The sequence below is a fragment of the Novosphingobium sp. BL-52-GroH genome, from assembly GCF_044813085.1.
In the GTDB taxonomy this organism is placed as follows: domain Bacteria; phylum Pseudomonadota; class Alphaproteobacteria; order Sphingomonadales; family Sphingomonadaceae; genus Novosphingobium.
In genome coordinates, this window is record NZ_CP171149.1 from 233613 (window position 1) to 251727 (window position 18115).

12 protein-coding genes are annotated in these 18115 nt (G+C 67.1%); 4 read left to right on the plus strand and 8 right to left on the minus strand.

All coding sequences use genetic code 11. The features are described 5' to 3' along the window. Positions 1-236: 236 nt before the first annotated feature. From ACFFDA_RS01070 to ACFFDA_RS01095, 6 genes are all read right to left on the minus strand, one after another. A complete protein-coding gene (locus ACFFDA_RS01070) occupies positions 237-1667 on the minus strand; it encodes a family 43 glycosylhydrolase (RefSeq protein WP_404477737.1) in 1431 nt (476 codons plus the stop codon). Positions 1668-1774: 107 nt separating this feature from the next. Then, positions 1775-2770 carry an arabinan endo-1,5-alpha-L-arabinosidase gene (locus ACFFDA_RS01075; protein ID WP_404477738.1) on the minus strand — a complete coding sequence of 332 codons (996 nt, stop codon included), beginning with the start codon at positions 2768-2770 and terminating at the stop codon, positions 1775-1777. Further along, positions 2767-4347 (minus strand): alpha-N-arabinofuranosidase, encoded by a 1581-nt coding sequence (locus ACFFDA_RS01080; RefSeq protein ID WP_404477739.1) that lies wholly within the window; start codon positions 4345-4347, stop codon positions 2767-2769. The genes ACFFDA_RS01075 and ACFFDA_RS01080 overlap by 4 nt, the downstream gene beginning before the upstream one ends. A 23-nt stretch (positions 4348-4370) precedes the next feature. Continuing rightward, positions 4371-5297: a Gfo/Idh/MocA family protein gene (locus ACFFDA_RS01085; RefSeq protein WP_404477740.1), complete on the minus strand. Its 927-nt coding sequence runs from the start codon at positions 5295-5297 to the stop codon at positions 4371-4373. Positions 5298-5300: 3 nt separating this feature from the next. Then, positions 5301-6305 carry an AraD1 family protein gene (gene araD1 / locus ACFFDA_RS01090; RefSeq protein WP_404477741.1) on the minus strand — a complete coding sequence of 335 codons (1005 nt, stop codon included), beginning with the start codon at positions 6303-6305 and terminating at the stop codon, positions 5301-5303. A 71-nt stretch (positions 6306-6376) separates the two neighbouring features. Further along, positions 6377-7903 carry an aldehyde dehydrogenase (NADP(+)) gene (locus ACFFDA_RS01095; protein WP_404477742.1) on the minus strand — a complete coding sequence of 509 codons (1527 nt, stop codon included), beginning with the start codon at positions 7901-7903 and terminating at the stop codon, positions 6377-6379. A 112-nt stretch (positions 7904-8015) separates the two neighbouring features. On the opposite strand from ACFFDA_RS01095, the gene ACFFDA_RS01100 reads away from it, so the two are divergent. Further along, positions 8016-8774 (plus strand): FadR/GntR family transcriptional regulator, encoded by a 759-nt coding sequence (locus tag ACFFDA_RS01100; protein WP_404477743.1) that lies wholly within the window; start codon positions 8016-8018, stop codon positions 8772-8774. A 293-nt stretch (positions 8775-9067) separates the two neighbouring features. Here ACFFDA_RS01100 and ACFFDA_RS01105 read toward each other — a convergent pair whose 3' ends face one another. Then, positions 9068-10411 carry a sugar MFS transporter gene (locus tag ACFFDA_RS01105; protein WP_404477744.1) on the minus strand — a complete coding sequence of 448 codons (1344 nt, stop codon included), beginning with the start codon at positions 10409-10411 and terminating at the stop codon, positions 9068-9070. A gap of 161 nt (positions 10412-10572) precedes the next feature. Between ACFFDA_RS01105 and ACFFDA_RS01110 the strand changes: the two genes are divergently transcribed. The 3 genes from ACFFDA_RS01110 to ACFFDA_RS01120 all read left to right on the plus strand — a co-directional run bounded on the left by ACFFDA_RS01110 (position 10573) and on the right by ACFFDA_RS01120 (position 14652). Next, on the plus strand, positions 10573-11727 hold the full coding sequence (locus tag ACFFDA_RS01110) for an aldose epimerase family protein (protein WP_404477745.1): 1155 nt from the start codon (positions 10573-10575) through the stop codon (positions 11725-11727). Positions 11728-11749: 22 nt separating this feature from the next. Then, complete coding sequence (locus ACFFDA_RS01115; RefSeq protein WP_404477746.1) at positions 11750-13546, plus strand: IlvD/Edd family dehydratase; 1797 nt, start codon at positions 11750-11752, stop codon at positions 13544-13546. 251 nt (positions 13547-13797) lie between these two features. Further along, positions 13798-14652, plus strand: coding sequence for an SMP-30/gluconolactonase/LRE family protein (locus ACFFDA_RS01120; RefSeq protein ID WP_404477747.1), 855 nt, complete (start codon positions 13798-13800; stop codon positions 14650-14652). Between the two features lie 106 nt (positions 14653-14758). Here the strand turns inward: ACFFDA_RS01120 and ACFFDA_RS01125 are convergent, their stop codons facing one another. Further along, positions 14759-18073, minus strand: coding sequence for a glycosyltransferase (locus tag ACFFDA_RS01125; RefSeq protein ID WP_404477748.1), 3315 nt, complete (start codon positions 18071-18073; stop codon positions 14759-14761). Positions 18074-18115 lie beyond the last annotated feature (42 nt).

Below are 18115 nucleotides of genomic sequence, written 5' to 3' on the forward strand. Positions count from 1 at the left end.
TATCAACCCTCCCAATGGGGCTGGCCCATACCATGCCCCTCCAAATTACTCGGACTATTTATTAGTCGGACTAATTCGTGGCAAGAGGAAAAGCACCGGACCTCTCAAAAAGCTTCCACGGGTGTGGCCGATCGGCCGCAATGAGCGCAATGCGGGATTCCGTCCGGCCTATTTATCAGACTAATAGACGGCCCCGGGCGTGACCGGGGTCCATCCATCGACCTGCAACGCCAGGATCATCCCGCCAGCCAGGCGCTCGCCGAATCGTTGACCGGAGCGAGGCGCACGGCGTCCGACGCATGTGCCAGCGCCTTGCCCGCGAAGGCCTGGGACACGAAATGCACGGCTCCGCCCTTGCCGATCTCGCGACGGAAGCGGTCGGCTCCCGGCGCCGTTGCGGTCGCGGTGAGCGGCGCCAGCGCGACCGAACCGTCGCTCGCTGCGACGATGCAGTGGTCGGGCCTGAGGATCGGCGAAAGCCGGACGCTGCCGTCGTCAGCAGGCAGCGAGCGGAACTGCGTCTGTGCCAGCGGCGCGGGGCCCACCTTCAGGCGCGCGCCCTCGATCGCAAGGTTCTCGGATCGCCGCACGGCGGGGGCGAAGCGCTCGGGCAGCGGGCCGTTGCCCACCGGCACGCCGAAGTCCGGATTGCCCTGCGCATCGAAGTAGAGGCGCTGGACGCGGGTGTGCCGGTCCGGGTTGAACAGCGGGTCGCCCTGAATCGCCTCGTAGTCGCGGCCGTGATAGACCAGCATGTCGTGGCCGTTCTCGTCGGTGGTGAAGCTGTTGTGCCCGGGTCCGTAGACCGAGGTTTCGCGACAGGTGACGAAGACGGGCTCGGAGGATTTGGTCCAGGCGCGCGGGTCCATGAGGTTGGCGGTCTCGTCGATGCTGAGCAGGCCCAGGCAGTAACGCGCGTCGGTGGCGCTGGCCGAATAGGTCATGAACACCCGACCGTTCTTCACCAGGAACGCGGAGCCCTCGTTGACCTTGTAGCCGCGCACTTCCCAATCCAGCGTCGGCACCGTCAGCCGCGCCGGCGCGGCGGCGAGAGTCAGGGCGTCCTTCATCGGCGCGATGTAGACGTTGGAATTGGTCTCGATCCCCGGCTCGCGCTGCGCCCACGAGAAATAGCGCACGCCGCGATGGGTGAAGACGGTGGAATCGAGGTTGAAACTGTCCCACGGCGCCTTGAACTCGCCCAGCACGGACCAGTTTCCGGTCATCGGGTCGGGCCCGTCGCAGACCACGGCAAACGTGCGGATGCGGAACACGTCCTCGCCGCCGCCGCTGGGGCCGGCGGCGAAGTACATGACCCAGCGGCCGTCGATGAGATGCAGTTCGGGCGCCCAGATGAAGCCCGACAATTGTCCGCTCGCCTCATGGCGCCACAGCACCCGCTCCTCGGCGGTGGTGAGCCCGGCCAGCGTCTTCGCCCGGCGCAGGACGAGGCGGTCGTACTCGGGCACCGAGCCGGTCAGGTAGTACCAGCCATCCTCGTGCAGGAAAACCTGCGCATCGGCACGTTGGCGCACGAGCGGATTGATCGGACCCGGTGCCTGGGGGGGTGTCTGCGTGCCGAGAGCAGTCTTGCCGGGGGCCGTGCAGGCCAACGGCAGCAGCGAGGTCGCGGCAGCGAAGGCGCGGCGCGAAAGGTGCATCGTCATGTCGTCCTCATCCCGTGTTCGTATGGGCTTTGGTATCGCCCAGGTAAGTTCGGGCCCATCCCGGAAAAAGGCGCCCCGACCGAAGCCGGAGCGCCAGTGGGTGGGGTTCAGTATTCGGCGGCAGGCCAGCCGTCGGCATCCCAGCGGACCGGCGCGATGCGCAGCTTCGGCGCGCCGTCGGCCTGCTTGTCGTAGGCATGGTAGACGACGTAGGTGGTGCCGTCCCTGTCGGTGAAGGCGCCGGCGTGGCCGGGTCCGCGAAAGCGCTGCTGCTCCTGCAGGTCGGCGCGCAGGAAGATCGTGCCGCCGCCTTGCATCATGTCGCTGCCGTCCTTGCCGAGGTACGGTCCGGTGACCTTCTTCGACCGACCGACCACCGTATAGTATGTGCTGTTTACCCCCTTGCAGCAGTAGTCGTAGGACGCGAGCAGGTAGTACCAGTCCCCGTGCGCAATGATGAACGGCGCCTCGACCGGCGCCGGTCCGCCTGCCGGGGCAAGGCGGCGCGCGATGGAATAAGGTTCGGTCCCGGGGGCGACCTTGCCGGTCTTCGGATCGAGCGGAAACAGCTTCAGGCCGCTCCAGAAGCTGCCCAGCGCCAGCCACTGGCGCCCCTGCGCGTCGACCACGAAGTTCGGGTCGATGGCGTTGAAGTCATCGTCTTTCGTCGACATGACGACAAGGCCCTGGTCCTTCCACTTCGCTTTCGCGCCCAGCGTAGGACTGGTGGCGAGGCCGATGGCAGAACGGTTCGAGCCGAAAGTCGATACCGAGTAATAGAGCCGGTACTCTCCGTCCACGAAGGAGATGTCGGGCGCCCAGATGCCTTCGGTGCCGGGCACCGCCTGCCTGGCCCACGCCGGGATCTCGGCGAAGACCGAACCCGCGTCGGTCCAGGCCTTCAGGTCCTTCGAGGTCTTGATCCCGACGTACTTGCCCACGGTGCTGAACACGTAATACGTGTCACCCTCGCGGATGATGACCGGGTCGTGCACCGTGAGGTCGCCCGTCAGCTGCGCGTTCAGCGTTGCCGACGCAGTTCCCTGCGCTGCTGCCGCGCCAGCAAGACCCAGCGCGGCGAGAGCGAGAATCCAGCCCTTCATTGCAGTTCAAGCACGACGACCGACTTGGCCGGCAGCGTCACGACGAGAGTACCGCCCTGCACGCTCGCCCCTGTAAAGGCGGCCGGCTTGACCACGTCGGGTGCGTCGAAGGTGTTGTGCGAATTGATCGCCGATGCGGTCAGGATACGGCCCGTCACGCCCGAGGCGCTGACACCGTCCAGCTTGATCGTCACCGTGTTGGGCTGGTTCGGATCGAGATTGGAGAGGCCAACGTGGATCTTGCCGTCCTTGCCCTTCACCGCCGAGCCGCTGACCGCCGGCATCGTGAACTCGTCCTTCGCGTACCAGGGGGACTTGATCTCGATCGGCAGCACGGTGGCGTCCTGCCACGGCTTGTACATCTCAAAGACGTGGTAAGTGGGGGTCAGCACCATCTTGTCGCCATCGGCGAAGATCATCGCCTGCAGCACGTTCACCATCTGCGCGATGGCGGTCATGCGCACGCGGTCGGCGTGCCTGGCGAAGATGTCGAGGTGGATCGAGGCGATCAGCGCATCGCGCAGTGTGTTCTGCTGGCGCAGGAAACCTGGATGCGTGCCCTCGTCCTGCGCATACCACGAACCCCATTCGTCGACCGCGAGGAAGACCCGCTTCTCGGGGTCGTACTTGTCCATGATCGCGCTGTGCTTGGTAATCAGCTCATCCATCTTGCGCGCGCCGTTGAGCGCATCGGCCCAGCCGTGTTCGTCGAAGGCGACGGCGGGCGCCCTCGGCGGCCAGCCACCGGCGGGGTGCACGTAATAATGCAGCGAGACGCCGTCGAGCTGGCCTGCGGCGACACGCATCATCGTGTCGGTCCAGTTGTAGTCATCGACGTTGGCGCCGGCGGCGACCTTGAGGATCTTGGTGCCGGCGGGTGGCTTGATGAACGTGGCGTAGCGCCGCGTCTCGTCCGCCGCGAACTCGGGACGCATGTTGCCGCCGCAGCCCCACAGCTCGTTGCCGACGCCGAAGTACTGGATCTTCCAGGGCTCCTTGTGGCCGTTCTTCGCGCGCTCGTTGGCCAGCGAGCCGGCCGGCGAGGTCATGTATTCCACCCACTCGGCCATCTCGCGCGGAGTGCCGTTGCCGACGTTGCCGGCGATGTAGGCCTCGGATCCGACCTGGCGGATCAGCTCGAAGAACTCGTGCGTACCCACGGTGTTGGGCTCGGTCACGCCGCCCCAGTGGGTGTTGATCTTGACCGGGCGCTTGTTCTGCGGGCCGATGCCCTCGCGCCAGTTGTACTCGTCGGCGAAGCAGCCGCCGGGCCAGCGGATCACCGGCACCGAAAGGTCGCGCAGCGCCTTGACCACGTCGTTGCGGAAGCCGTTGGTGTTCGGGATCTTGCTGTTCTTGCCGACCCACAGGCCGCCGTAGATGCCCGTACCCAGATGCTCGGCGAACTGGGTGAAGATTTCCTTGTGGTAGACCGGGCCGGGCTTGTCGGCCTCGATCGTCGCGGTGGTGGGCTGCCCGCCCGTATCGGCCTGCGCGGTCCCGGTCAGCGCACCCCCCGTGAGCGAGTTCGCGCCGAGCAGCAGGGCCAGTGTGGTGCGACGAAATGCGTTCATCATGCGGTGTCCCCTCCCAGGGATAATCAGTCGTGGAATGCGTCGACAGCTTGGCGATTGCCGCGCAGGAACGCATCGGCGACGAGGCGCAGGGGGGCGATGTCGACATCGCTGCGCCCACCCCGGATGAGGTTGGCGAAGCGGGCGTAGAGGCCCGGGTACTCCATATCCTCGTTGTGCTCGGCGCCGGTCGGCAACGTCAGCACCGCGCCGCCGTTGGACAGCTTGAGCATGCCCGCATCGGTCTCGACCACGATGTCCCACGACTGCGGGCCGGTCTGGCGCCAGTCGAGGTCCATGTGGATGGGCGCGCCGGCGGTGTCGCGGAAATCGATCTGCGCGGCGATCGGCGCGGCGCGGTTGGCGGGGATTTCAAGGGTCGCGGTCTTGAGGAAGACGGGCCGCGGCAGGATATGCGTAAGGATCGAGAGCGCGTTGATGCCCGGGTCGAAGACGCCGAGGCCGCCCGGCTCCCATATCCATGCCTGGCCCGGGTGCCAGACCCGCACGTCCTCGCGCCACACGATCGAGACGCTCTCGATCCGTCGTTCCGCAAGCCATGCGCGCGCGGGGGCGACGCCCGCCGCGAAGCGCGAATGCCAGGCCGCGAACAGCGTCGCGCCGACCTTCTCCGCCCGGCTCGACAGCGCCACGCATTCGGACAAGGTCGCTCCCGGCGGCTTTTCGAGGAAGACGTGCATGCCCTTATCCAGCGCCTGCACCGCCAGATCGTAGCGGACCTGCGGCGGCGTGCAGAGGGCCACCGCATCGACCGCCGGGCCGCTGGCGATCAGCTCGTCCAGGCTCTTGTGGTGCGACACGCCATCGACGCCCGCGTCATGCGGGCTGACCGTGGCGGCGAGGCTGAAGGCCGCGTTTCCGGCGATTGCCGGCAAGTGCTGATCGCGGGCGATCTTGCCCACGCCCACCACCGCGATGCGGATCGGGTCCATCGCTCAGAGCGCCTTGACGAGCGGAGCGCTGGCGTCCGCAGGTGCCTCGGCGCGGGCGAGCGGGTTGGAGACCGGCAGCGTGAAGGGCGCTGCCGAAATCTCGAACACGTCGCCCTCCCGGGTCTGCACACCGTCTGCGAACGAAAGCGTGGCGGTGCCGAAGAAGTGGACGTGCACGTCGCCGGGGCGGCGGAACAGGTCGTACTTGAAGTGGTGGTGCTCCAGGTTCGCGATGCTGTGCGACATGTTCGCCTCGCCCGAGAGGAAGGGCTTTTCCCAGATCGTCTCGCCATCGCGCACGACCTTGCTGGTGCCCTCGATGTGCGACGGCGGCGTGCCGATCAGCAGTTCCGGGCCAAGCGCTGCCTGGCGCAGCTTGGAGTGCGCCAACCACAGGTAGTTATGGCGCTCGGTGACGTGGTCGGAGAACTCGTTGGCGAGCGCGAGGCCGAGACGATAGACGGTGCCGTCCTCGCCGACGATGTAGATGCCGGCCAGTTCCGGCTCCTCGCCGCCGTCCTGCGCGAAAGCGGGCATCGTCAGCACGTCGTTCGGGCCGACCAGCAGCGAGCCATCGCCCTTGTAGAACCACTCGGGCTGCTGGCCCACTTCGCCTGCCGCCGGCTTGCCGCCTTCGAGACCCTCGAGAAACATGCGCATCGAATCGGTCTGCTGGTTCGACAGCGCCGCCTGGTGCATCTTGTCGCGACCCTCGGCCGAGCCGAGATGGGTCAGGCCAGTGCCGGTGAGCAGCAGGTGCGCCGCGTCCTCGTGGTCGATCGGCGCGAGCAGGCGGCCCGCTGCGAGCTCGGCGGCGATGTCGACGGCTTCGCCCTGCCCGCAGGCCCTGGCCGCGTCGGCCAGGCTCACGCCTTCGGCGATGGCGCGCGTCGCAAGTTCGCGGGTGGAAGTGACGCCCGGCAGGACGTGGGCAGCGTCGCCTTCGGCGAGGATGACGGAACGTGCGCCATCGGCGGCGCGGTGCTGGAGCAGGCGAAGGTAGGTCATGGGTCTCTCCCCGGGTTCTTGGCGCTACCGCAGCGCGCCTTCGGAAGGCGCGCTGCGGGGGTTGGTGGCGATCAGTTGAGGGTCAGGGTGCCGTCGATCAGGCGCGGGGCGCCGTCGCCGAAGCTGGCGTCGCGCAGTTCGGGCGGAAGCAGGCCCTGCGCGAGGTTCTGGTAGCTGACCGGACGCAGGAAGCGGTCGATCGCCAGGCTGCCGACCGACGTGGTGCGCGGGTCGGTGGTCGAGGGGAACGGGCCGCCGTGGACCATCGCGTGGCACACTTCGACGCCGGTGGGCCAGCCGTTGGCGAGGATGCGGCCAACCTTGCGCTCCAGCACGGGCAGCAGGCGCGAGGCGGTGCCCTCGTCCGCGTCGTCGAGGTGGAGCGTGGCGGTGAGCTGGCCTTCGAGGCCTTCGAGCAGGGTCAACAACTCTGCCTCATCCTTGCAGCGCACGACGATCGAGGCCGCGCCGAAGACTTCGTTGCCCGCTTCCTTGTCGGCCAGGAACTGCGCTGCCGTGGTCTGGAACAGCACGGCGCCGCCAGTCGTGCGGCTGCCCTCCTCGCCCTTCGCCAGTGTTTCGACGCCCGGCAGGCCTTCCAGCGTCTCGACGCCCTTGGCATAGGCGGCGGCGATGCCGGTGGTGAGCATGGTCTGCGGCTTGGCTTCGTTCACCCCGGTGGTGGCGGCAGCGACGAAGGCGTCGAGCCCCTCGCCCTCGATTGCCAGGATCAGGCCCGGGTTGGTGCAGAACTGGCCGGCACCCATCGTCAGCGAACCGACGAAGGCCGTACCGAGCGCCGCGCCGCGCGCCTTCAGCGCCTCGGGCAGGAGCAGGACGGGGTTGATGCTCGACATCTCGGCATAGACCGGGATCGGCACATCACGCGCCTGCGCCAGTCTGGCGAGGGCGAGGCCGCCGCCGCGCGAGCCGGTGAAGCCCACCGCCATGATGCGCGGGTCCTGGACCAGCGCGGCGCCAAGCTCGTTGGATGGGCCGACGAGGTGCTGGAACACGCCTGCGGGCAGGCCGGCACCGGCAACCGCCTTGGCGATGGCGCTGGCGATCAGGCCACCGGTTATCGGATGCGCCGGGTGGCCCTTGACGACGACCGGGCAGCCCGCGGCCAGGGCCGAGGCCGTGTCGCCGCCGGCGGTCGAGAAGGCGAGCGGGAAATTCGAGGCGCCGAACACGGCGACCGGGCCTACCGGGATCATCCGCAGGCGTAAGTCGGGGCGCGGAATCGCCCGCTCGGGCAGCGCCGGGTCGATGCGCAGTTGCTGCCATTGGCCCTTGCGCACGACGTCGGCGAACAGGCGAAGCTGGCCCATGGTACGCCCACGCTCGCCCTCGCTGCGGCCGCGCGGCAGGCCGCTCTCGGCAGTATAGGCATCAAGCAGCGAATCGCCGATCGCGAGAATTTCGTCGGCGATTCGCTCGAGGAACGCGGCGCGCTCCTCGCGGCTCGTCGCGCGGTAGGTATCGAAGGCTTCGGCGGCCGCGGCGCAGGCCGCCGCGACGTCCGCGGAGGTGCTGACGGGAAGCGGTTCGCCATGCGGTTCGCCGGTTGCAGCGACGATGGAGCGGAATTCGGTCATCTGAGGTCTCCCTATTTACTCCGACATATTAGGAGAGAACGGGAAACGCAATGTTTGTCGTTCCTTCTCTGGGAAATGACTGTTAGTTTCGCGGCCGGAGGGACCATAACCAGTGCCAGATGCCGATTTTACCAATAGCGACATAAGCGGAAAGCAAGGAGACGAGGCACGGGGTCCGGGGAGGCGCCTGCACGGCGCCATCGCCCACAAGCTGGGCACGGCGATCTTGTCGGGCAAATATGCCCCAGGCGACATCCTTTCGGGCGAAGTCGCCTTTGCCGAGGAACTGCAGGTTTCGCGCAGCGCCTACCGCGAGGCGATCCAGGTTCTCACGGCCAAGGGCCTCGTCGCAAGCCGCCCCAAGGCCGGCACCCGCGTCCTGCCGCGCGACCGCTGGAACTTGCTCGACCCAGAAGTGCTCGGCTGGGCCTTCGCCGGGGAGCCGGACATCGAATTCGTCCGCAGCCTGTTCGAACTGCGCGCTATCGTCGAGCCTGCGGCTGCCCGCCTCGCCGCCCAGCGCCGCGACAAGGCCGACCTCAAAGTGATGAAGGACGCCCTCGCCGCGATGCGCCGCCACACCCTCACCACCGAAGCCGGACGCGCGGCGGACCGCGACTTCCACAAGGCCATCCTCCAGGCCACGCGCAACGACGCGCTCCTCGTGCTCAGCGCCTCGATCGGCGCGGCGGTGAACTGGACCACCCAGTTCAAGCAACGCGCCCGCGCGCTGCCCCGAAACCCGATCCCGGATCACGTGCGGGTCTACGACGCGATCGCGGCCGGGGACGCGGCTGGCGCGGCGGAAGCAATGAACGTGCTGGTCGATCTGGCGCTCGAGGATACCAAGAGTTCGATGGTGGACAGATAAGGGAAAGCGTTAAGGGGCATTGCCCCGGACCCTTCGAATGTCGAGGTGACGCGTGCAGCTTCGTTTTGCGCGTACTTTCAGCCGGACAACAATTCCGTCATTCCCGCGAAGGCGGGAATGACGATGCAAATGCGCTCTGACGTAGCCTGCGCCAACCGGCGCCGGGCAGGCAGTCTCGACATTCAGGGATCTCGGGCAATGGCCCCGGGTCTTTCCGCTCAATCTCCAGCCAGAAAAAAGGCCCCGGAAGATCGCTCTTCCGGGGCCAAAATGGTCTACTCGGGCAACCGGGTCTATTCGGCGCCCTGTGGCACGGGAGCGGCTTCGGCATGCGTAACCTTGCTGCCCCACAGCGCGTAGAAAAGGATGTAGAGTTCGCACACCGCGGTCAGCACGAACGATGCCTGGAGTCCGTAGTGATCGGCGATCCATCCCTGCACCGCAACGAGCGCGCCGCCCGCGATGGCCATGACCAGCAGGCCCGAACCTTCTTCGGTCAGCGGGCCTAGGCCCTTGATCGCCAGCGTGAAGATGGTCGGGAACATGATCGAGTGGAACAGGCCCACGAGGATCAGCGACCACATCGCGATCGGCCCGGTGGTGAAGATAGTGACCGCCATGACGACGAACGCGCCGATGGAAAACACCGCCAGGACTTTGGCCGCATCGATCTTGGCCATGACGGCCGAACCGACGAAGCGGCCCACCATCATGCCGCCCCACAACAGCGTCAGGTAACGGCTGGCTTGCTCCGCCGTCATGTTGCCGATCTCCGGGCGGCTGACGAAGTTCACGAACAGGTTGCCCACACCGATCTCGGCGATGAGGTAGATGAAGATCGCGACGACGCCCAGCGTCAGGTTGCGGTGCTGCCACAGCGGGTGGTTCCAGAACCGCGACGCCAGCGAGCCGGCCTTCGGTTCATGGCTTTTCGCGCGCTGCGTGGCAGTGCCCATCGCCGGCAGGGGGAACCGGGCGATGACGATCGCAAGGATCACCAGCACCGCGGCGACCAGCAGATAGGGAAGGATCACCGACTGGGCATCGGCAAGGCGCTCTGCCTCGGTCAGGACGGTGCCCGCCGCCGCCGTGCCTCCCTTGCTGCGGCCCAGGATGAGGTAGCCGCCGAACAGCGGGGCCAGCATCGTTCCTGCCGAGTTCATCGCCTGCACCAGGTTCAGGCGCGAAGACGCCGTCTCCGGCTTGCCGATCACCGCCACATAGGGATTAGCGGCAACCTGCAACAGCGTGATGCCGCTTGCGATCACGAAGAGCATGAGCAGGGTCACGCCGTAGGACGGCATCCATGCGCCCACGGTCATGCCTATCGAACCGCCCGCCATGATCAGCAGGCCGGTGACCAGCGACTTCTTGTAGCCGATCCGTTCGATCAGCAGAGCCGATGGGATGGAGGCGAAGAAGTAGGCGATGAACCATACCGATTCGATCAGCGCCGCCTGGAAATAGCTGAGTTCGAACACGCTGCGCAGGTGCGGCAGCAGCGTACCGTTGATGACGGTGATGAACCCCCACATGAAGAACAGGCTGGCAAGCAGCGTGAGCGCGGGGCCGTAGCGCACGCCGGACGGCTGCGCGTGGACCACTGGGGCATCTCCGGTTGAGACCACTGGGGGCATGACTATCCTCTCAAAACACAACCGGGTCTGGACCTTGGTGGCAAACCGGCTTGCACTGTTTCTATTTGTCGGACTATATGCGCTGAACGACGTCGTCAATGGGCAGCGTCGAAGGCATCTTACAGAATCGACACCCACACAAGAGAGGCGGGATCTAGGGCATGAGGAATCCGGGCAAGATCATTTGGGCGACGGCAGCATCGGTGCTGGCCCTGTCGCTAGGGGCAAATCCGGCACTGGCCGCCGACGCGTCGCAGGCGCCCGCGGGCAAGCTGGCGGATGGCACGCAGGTCGATGCAGTGACTCTCAAGGCCGCCAACGGCGTTTCAGCGACGATCCTCACCTATGGCGCGACGCTGTGGAAGCTGATGGCTCCGGACCGCGACGGCAAGGGCGCCGACGTTCTGCTCGCCTACGACGACGTGGCCGACTTCGAGAAGAAGCCGAACTACTGGGGCGCCACCATCGGCCGCTACGGCAACCGCATCGCCGGCGGCAAGTTCACCCTCGACGGCAAGACCTACCAGTTGCCGCAGAACGACCACGGCCAGTCGCTGCATGGCGGCGGCAAGGGCTTCGACGTCCAGAACTGGAAGCTCGAATCGATCAAATCGGGCAAAGTCGCCACCGCGGTGTTCTCGCTCGTCAGCCCGGACGGCGATTCGGGCTACCCCGGTACGATCAAGACCAAAGTGACCTACTCTTTGGACGAGAGCGGCAACCTGCAGATCGTATTCGACGCGACGACCGACAAGCCGACCGTGCTCAACATGACCAACCACGCCATCTTCAACATGGCCGGCGAAGGGTCGCCTCGCGATGCCACGCAAAACGTGCTGACGATCCCCGCCAGCCACTACACCCCGGTGGACGAGAACCTGATCCCGACCGGCGAGCTGCGTCCCGTCGAAGGCACTCCGTTCGACTTTCGCAAGCCCAAGGCGCTCGCCGGCGACATCCGCGACGGCCGTGACCAGCAGATCGTCTTCGGTCGCGGGTTCGACCACAACTTCGCGCTCGACAAGGGCCAGACCAAGACCCCCGAATTGTCCGCCCGCCTCGAAGATCCCGTCTCGGGCCGTGTCCTGGAGCTGCTCAGCACCGAACCGGGCGTGCAGTTCTACTCCGGCAATTTCCTCGACGGCACGTTCATCGGCAAGCAGGGCCACCTCTACCGCATGGGCGACGGCATCGCGCTGGAACCGCAGAAGTTCCCCGATGCCCCCAACCACCCGGACTTCGCCTCCACCCGAGTCGATCCCGGCAAGCCGTACCGGCATGTCATGATCTACCGCCTCACCACGTCTCCGCGCTGATCTGAACGAAACGAACCGCTCCATGACCGAAAAAACCGCACCGAAACTGCGCTCGCGCGCCTGGTTCGACAATCCCGACAACATCGACATGACTTCGCTCTATCTGGAGCGATACCTGAACTTCGGGCTCAGCCTCGAGGAACTGCGATCGGGCAAGCCGATCATCGGCATCGCCCAGACCGGCAGCGACCTGTCGCCTTGCAACCGCCACCACCTCGTGCTGGCCGAGCGTATCCGCGAAGGCATCCGCGAACAGGGCGGCATCGCGCTGGAATTCCCGGTCCACCCGATCCAGGAAACCGGCAAGCGCCCCACCGCCGGGCTCGACCGCAACCTCGCCTACCTGGCGCTGGTCGAGGCGATCTACGGCTACCCGCTCGACGGCGTGGTGCTGACCACCGGCTGCGACAAGACCACCCCGGCGCTGCTCATGGCGGCGGCGACCGTGAACATCCCGGCGATCGCGCTGTCGGTAGGTCCAATGCTCAACGGCTGGCACAAGGGCGAGCGTACCGGATCGGGCACGATCGTGTGGAAGGGCCGCCAGATGATGGCGGCGGGCGAGCTGGATGCGGACGGCTTCATCAAGCTGGTCGCGTCTTCGGCGCCGTCGACCGGCTACTGCAACACGATGGGCACGGCGACGACGATGAATTCGCTCGCCGAGGCGCTGGGCATGATGCTGCCCGCCTCCGCCGCGATCCCCGCGCCTTACCGCGACCGGCAGGAATGCGCATGGCGCACTGGCAAGCGGATCGTCGACATGGTGCACGAGGACCTCAAGCCCTCGGACATCCTGACGCTGGAGGCGTTCCACAACGCCATCGTCGTCAACGCCGCGATCGGCGGGTCGACCAACGCGCCGATCCACCTTGCCGCCATCGCCCGCCACATCGGCGTCGACCTGCCGCTCAAGGACTGGGAGCGCCTGGGCCACAAGATCCCGCTGCTGGTCAACCTCCAGCCCGCCGGCGAATACCTGGGCGAAGACTACTACCGTGCCGGCGGCGTGCCTGCCGTGGTCGCGCAGCTGATCGGCCAGGGGCTGATCCACGAAAGCGCGATGACGGTGAACGGCCTGACCATCGGCGACAACTGCCGCGATGCCACGATCGAGGACGACAAGGTCATCAAGACCTTCGACAAGCCCTTGGTGGAAGAGGCCGGCTTCCTGGTGCTGTCGGGCAACCTGTTCGACGCGGCGATCATGAAGACCAGCGTGATTTCGGACGAGTTCCGCGCCCGCTACCTCTCGAACCCGGACGATCCGGATGCTTTCGAAGGCCCCGCCGTGGTTTTCGACGGTCCCGAGGACTACCACCACCGCATCGACGATCCTTCGGTCGGCATCACGCCCGAGACGCTGATGTTCATGCGCGGCGCTGGCCCCATCGGCTATCCGGGCGCGGCAGAAGTCGTCAACATGCGGCCGCCTTCGTACCTCATCACCGAAGGCGTGAGCGCCCTGCCCTGCATCGGCGACGGGCGCCAGTCGGGCACCTCGGGCAGCCCCTCGATCCTCAATGCCTCACCCGAGGCGGCGGCGATGGGCGGCCTGGCGCTGCTGCAGACCGGTGATCGCGTGCGCATGGACCTCAAGAAGGGCACTGTCGACGTGCTTATCTCGGACGAGGAACTGGCTGCACGCCGCGCCGATCTCGAGGCCAAGGGCGGTTATCCTTACCCTGCGTCGCAGACCCCGTGGCAGGAGATCCAGCGCGCGCTCGTCGGCCAGATGGATACCGGAGCGATCCTCGAAGGTGCCGAGAAGTACCAGCGGATCGCCCAGACCATGGGCCTGCCGCGCGACAACCACTGACGAAGGCCCATCCTCATTGCGACCCCGGCGAAGGCCGGGAAGCAACCCGCGGCCTCGGCCCATGACGCTCTGGGTTGCCGCGGCCCTGCGGGACTCGCAATGACGAAAGGAGGGGTGACGACGCCCCTTCAAGCAATGACGAAATCGGGCCGGCGTTCCACCGCGCCGGCCCGCTCCCCACCCGGTCTTCGTGGTCCTGTCCGACCGGGGAGCGGGTGGGGGCTCCAACGCGTACCGAGGGAGAGATACCGATGGCCTTATGGCGCAAGATCGAGCGAGACGTACGCGACACCCTGGGCGAAGGCACCCTTTGGTGCGCGCGCGACCGGGCGTTCTACTGGGTCGACATCCTCGCACCCGCGCTCAACCGCATGACGCTCGGGGACGGCGCCATCACCCGCTGGGACATGCCGGCCCCGCTCGGCTGGGTCGCCACGCGCGCTGCGGGCGGATTGATCGGCGGATTTCGCGATGGTGTCGCGGCCATCTCGCTGGACCCGCTCGGCATCGCCACGCGCCATGACCCCGAACCGCACCTGCCCGGCAACCGCATGAACGACGGCAAGGCCGATCGCCACGGCGCCATCTGGTGCGGCACCATGGACATGGCCGAGGAGGAGGTGACCGGCTCGTTCTACCGCCTTTCGCCCGGGGGCGAGTGGCGGGTGATCGATACCGGCTATACAGTGACCAACGGCCCGGCGTTCTCGCCCTGCGGGAACTGGCTGTATCACACCGATTCAGGCCGCCGCACGATCTACCGCTTCCCCTTCGACGCCGAAGGTGCGGGCGCGCGCGAAGAGTTCATCCGCTTTTCCGAGGACGACGGCTATCCCGACGGGATGACCACGGATGCCGAGGGGTTCCTCTGGGTCGCGCACTGGGACGGCGGACGCATCAGCCGCTTCGCCCCGGACGGCACTTGCGACCGCTCGATCGAATTGCCGGCGAAGCGCGTCACCAACATCGCCTTCGCGGGCGAAAACCTTGATCGCATGTTCGTGACTTCAGCCGCGAAAGGCTTGCCGGAGTCGGAGTTCGACGGGGCGCTTTTCGAAGTGGAATCGGGTGTGACCGGAAATCCCGCCGGCGTTTACCTGGGCTGATTCGTCGTCCCTCCGGGACCGTGGGCAGGTCTTCAGGCGCGAGCGTGCATTCGAACGCCTCAAGGATTGCCCATGGTCCCGGATCAACGCCGGGACGACGTGAACCTCAGCCCGTTGCTTGCGACGTCACGCGTCCCGAACGCTCCAGCTTGCCCCAGCCCACGACCCAGCCCGCCACGGCGGAGGCAATCGCGCGCAACACGACCCAGTACATGATCTGCCGATAGACCAGCCGCTGGGCGACCAGCAGGTGAGCGGGATAGCGCACCTTGTGCCCGTCGAGACGGTAGGCGACCCATCCGCACAGTACGTCGATCGCCGTAAAGACGATCCAGTAGACCGCCATGGTGCCGACGTCCCCGCTGGTCTGCGCCCAGCCGTGCGCCGAGACGCGCAGCGCCGTCCCGATGATCGAGAGCACGAGTGCGAGGTCGATCAACGGCGAGATCGCCGCGAAACCGATCTGGAACAGCCACGCCTGCGGCAGGCCGACCAGCCCGAGGCCCGAAGGCGAGCGGCGCGCGATGACCACGCGGTGCTTCCACAGGCACTGCAGCGTCCCGAAGGCCCAGCGGAAGCGCTGCTTGGCAAGCGCGCCGAAGCTCTCGGGCGCCTCGGTCCAGGCAACGGCGCGGGGATCGAAGGTGACGCGCCAGCCCGCGCGCTGGATGGCGATGGTCAGGTCCTGGTCCTCGGCCAGGGTGTCCTCGGGATAGCCGCCGACCGAATCGAGGGCGGCGCGGCGCCACGCCCCAACCGCGCCCGGCACCACGGTCATCGCATCGAAGCCCGCAAGCGCGCGACGTTCCAGGTTCTGCGCGGTGATATATTCGACCGCCTGCCAGCGGGTGACGAGGTTGATCCGGTTGCCCACTCGCGCATCGCCGGCGACCGCACCGATCTGCGGATCGGCGAACCAGCGCGCGAGACGGCGGATCGTCTGGGGCTCGAACTGGGTGTCGGCGTCGAGCGCGATGACGACCTCGCCGGTCGCGTCGCGCAGGGCGCGGTTGAGGGCGGCCGCCTTGCCGCCGTTGCGCAGCGTCAGCAGGGTGACGCGCGGGTCGTCGCCGAAGACTTGCCGGACGATCGTGCTGGTGGCGTCCTTCGATCCGTCGTCGGCAACGATCACCTGGAGCGCCGGATAGTCACTCGCCAGCACCCGGGCCACCGATGCGGCGATCACGCGCTCCTCGTTGAAGGCGGGAATGATGACCGAGACCGTCGGCTCGAAGTGCGGCGGTTCGGCACGCTGACGGCGGCTTTGGAACCAGGCGAGGCCGGCCATGATGACGGCCCGCGCCATGCCCAGCGAGATGGCGACGTAGAACAGCCACGCCAGCACCATCGAAATCGCCATGAGCACCACGAACGCAGTGACGTCGACACGCACGGCGGCAAGATCCGGCGCCGAGATCGCGGGCATCGCCCGGGCCTGCGGGATTCCGACGAGCTGCGAGGCGGTGACGAAGCGGTAGCCTTCCGACTTGAGCGTGGCGATGATGCGCGGCAGTGCCGCCACCGTCTGCGCGCGGTCCCCGCCGCCGTCGTGGAGCAGGACGACGTTCATGGCATTGGCGCTCGACGCGGAATGGACCTGGTCGAGGACCTGCTGGATGATGGCTTGCGTGCCCGGCCGCTGCCAGTCGTTGGGATCGACGTGCAGGCCGACGACGGTGTAGCCCGCCTTCTGCGCTTCCAGTGCCGGGCCGAGTTCGTCGGGCGTGGTCGGCTCCGCGTCGCCGAAGTAGGGCGCGCGGAACAGCGTCATGCTGCGGCCCGTGTAGGCTTCCACCAGCCGCTGCGTGGCGTTGAGTTCGAGCCGGGTCTGCTTCGGCCCCGCATTGGCCAGGTTGGGGTGCGTGTACGTGTGGTTGCCCAGCTCGTCGCCGTCGGCGACGATGCGCTGGAGCAAGCCGGGACTGCCGAGCGCGTTCTCGCCGATCACGAAGAAGGTGCCGGGAACGTGGGCGGCTTCCAGCTCGGCGAGGATCTTGGGCGTCCACGTTGGATCGGGGCCATCGTCGAAGGTCAGCGCCAGTACCTTGGGGTCCGAGCCCCCGGCGCGCTGGACGACGTAGGGCGTAGGCAGGGCTTGGTACTGCTCGTCGTGGATCACGCCGTCGGCATCGAAGCGGATGGTACGGCTGCCGTCGCGCGGGGTAGCGGTGATGCGAAGGATTTCGCCCGAACCCTCGACGTCGGCGCTGCCCGCGGTCCGTGTGATCGACAGGTCCGGCACCCCGCCCTTGCGGAACGCGGCGAGGTCGGCCCAGAAGCCGGAATCCTCGGTGCCCAGGCGCCACATCGCCATGTCCTGGATGCCCAGACGCTTCAGCGCGGCCAGCTCGTTCCAGTTGGTCGCGGCATCGAGCATCCAGATCGCGTGGTGCTGGCTATCCTTGCCGTCACCATCATCATAGGCGAACCCGGCATTGCCGCTGGCGGCATCGAACGTGACCGGCGCGCTGCTGTCGTGCGCGGCCAGCCAGGCATCCTCGATCGAGAGGGCATCGGTCTGGTCGCCGTGCCAGTCGTAGGCATAGCTGCCCAGCGCGACGACGATGCGGTCGGGGCCGATGCGCTTCAAGGCACCCTGCACTTCGCGCACGAACCAGTCCTGTGCCGCGATCGGCCCGGCCTCGCCGCCTTCCCAGTGTTGATCGTAGGCCATGAAGATGATCTTGTCCGAGACTTTCGCCAGCGCTTCGAGCGGCCAGTCGGCAGTCTCCGCCGGCACCGTCACCGCCAGCCGCGAGCCCTGCGGCAACGCCTTGCGCAACTCGCGCAGGAACTGCACGTAGTCGGGCATCGCGCGGGCGGGCAGCGCCTCGAAGTCCATCACCAGGCCCGCCTCGCGGCGCTGCGCCACCATGGCGCCCAGCCGCTTTTCGAAAGCCGCGCGCTGCGCCTTGTCGTGCAGCAGGCCCGCCGCGCCGGCGCCGTCCCATTCGGTTGCGCCGTAGTTCTGTACCATCGGCAGCACCTTGAAGCGGTGCGGCTCGCCCGCGACGAGATGATCGAAGCGCGCATCGCTCTCGACCGCGACGTCGTGGCGCGAGCCCGACACGCTGACCACCGCCGGCACCACCCAGTCGAGGTCGTTGCCATGGTGGACCAGCGACAGGAAGCTGGCATCGTTGCCGGGAAGATAGAAGCCGATGCTGAGCGGCTTCTGTCCACCGGCCGCGTGGAGCTTGGGCAGCCACGAAGTCAGCCGGTGCTTGAGCGGCGAACCGTGCAGGGTGGATGCGTGCAGGCGCTGCAGGGGCAGTTCGAGTTCGCGCTGGGGCGGCACCGCCACCAGCGTGGTCGCGAAGGCCACCGCGCCGATGATGACCGCGATCAGCAGCAACGACACGACGCGCCGCGACCAGCGGCTCCGTCGGCCGGTGGGATCGAAGAAGATGGGCTTGGTCATGGCAGTTCCGGCGCTACGCGAATGAGAGGAACTGGCGGATAG